Source organism: Vibrio sp. 1-1(7) (assembly GCF_013048485.1).
GTDB lineage: Bacteria > Pseudomonadota > Gammaproteobacteria > Enterobacterales > Vibrionaceae > Vibrio > Vibrio fujianensis.
In genome coordinates this window covers 1-610 of record NZ_VHSP01000036.1, presented here as the reverse complement: position 1 = coordinate 610, position 610 = coordinate 1, and the positions used below count along the sequence as shown (strand labels likewise).

Annotated in this window: 1 protein-coding gene; it reads left to right on the top strand. The window is 36.9% G+C overall.

The window, feature by feature from the left end:
- Positions 1-426: 426 nt before the first annotated feature.
- Positions 427-610 (top strand): hypothetical protein (locus tag FKN05_RS16560; protein WP_212752324.1); only part of this gene is annotated, 184 nt, incomplete at its 3' end.

Genomic DNA, 610 nt, shown 5'->3' with positions numbered 1-610 from the left:
AGATGGAGGCAGTAGCTTCTTGAGTATTACTTCTTTTCTTTCAGTAGAGATACGAGACACGATAAACTCATTGCCGCCCAATCTGGTTAAATTTTAACAGTGACAACTATCCTGCCAGAGGGGGATAATTTCAAAGCATTAACAAAAACAGCATCACCAAACACGATTTAACTTACACGAAAAGCCAGCATTGACCCAGTAGAAAAAACTCTGGCAACCACAAAAGTAACTTGATTCTGCGGATCATGACTATAGACAAGCTGAACGCAAACCCATTTTACCATTAAGTTCAGAATACAGACTCGAAGAATAAGAAGACGAAAACCGAATCAACATGAATAAAAATGACTTTACAAACCTTAAAAATAACGAATTAAAACAATCAGTTAGAATGATCCAATATAAAAAGTAGAAGATCACTTAAAAATGCAAAATCATAAAAATACTTTAATTTTCAATATATTGCGGTCTTTTTCTCTACGATTACATAACGCCCGGTTAAGGGGTGAGCAACGCAACGACCAACTCACCGCACAACACCGTAAACCACAAAAATCAACGCATTACAAAAATGCTGCGCGTTGCGAATCCCTCTTGAACCGTTTGTTAT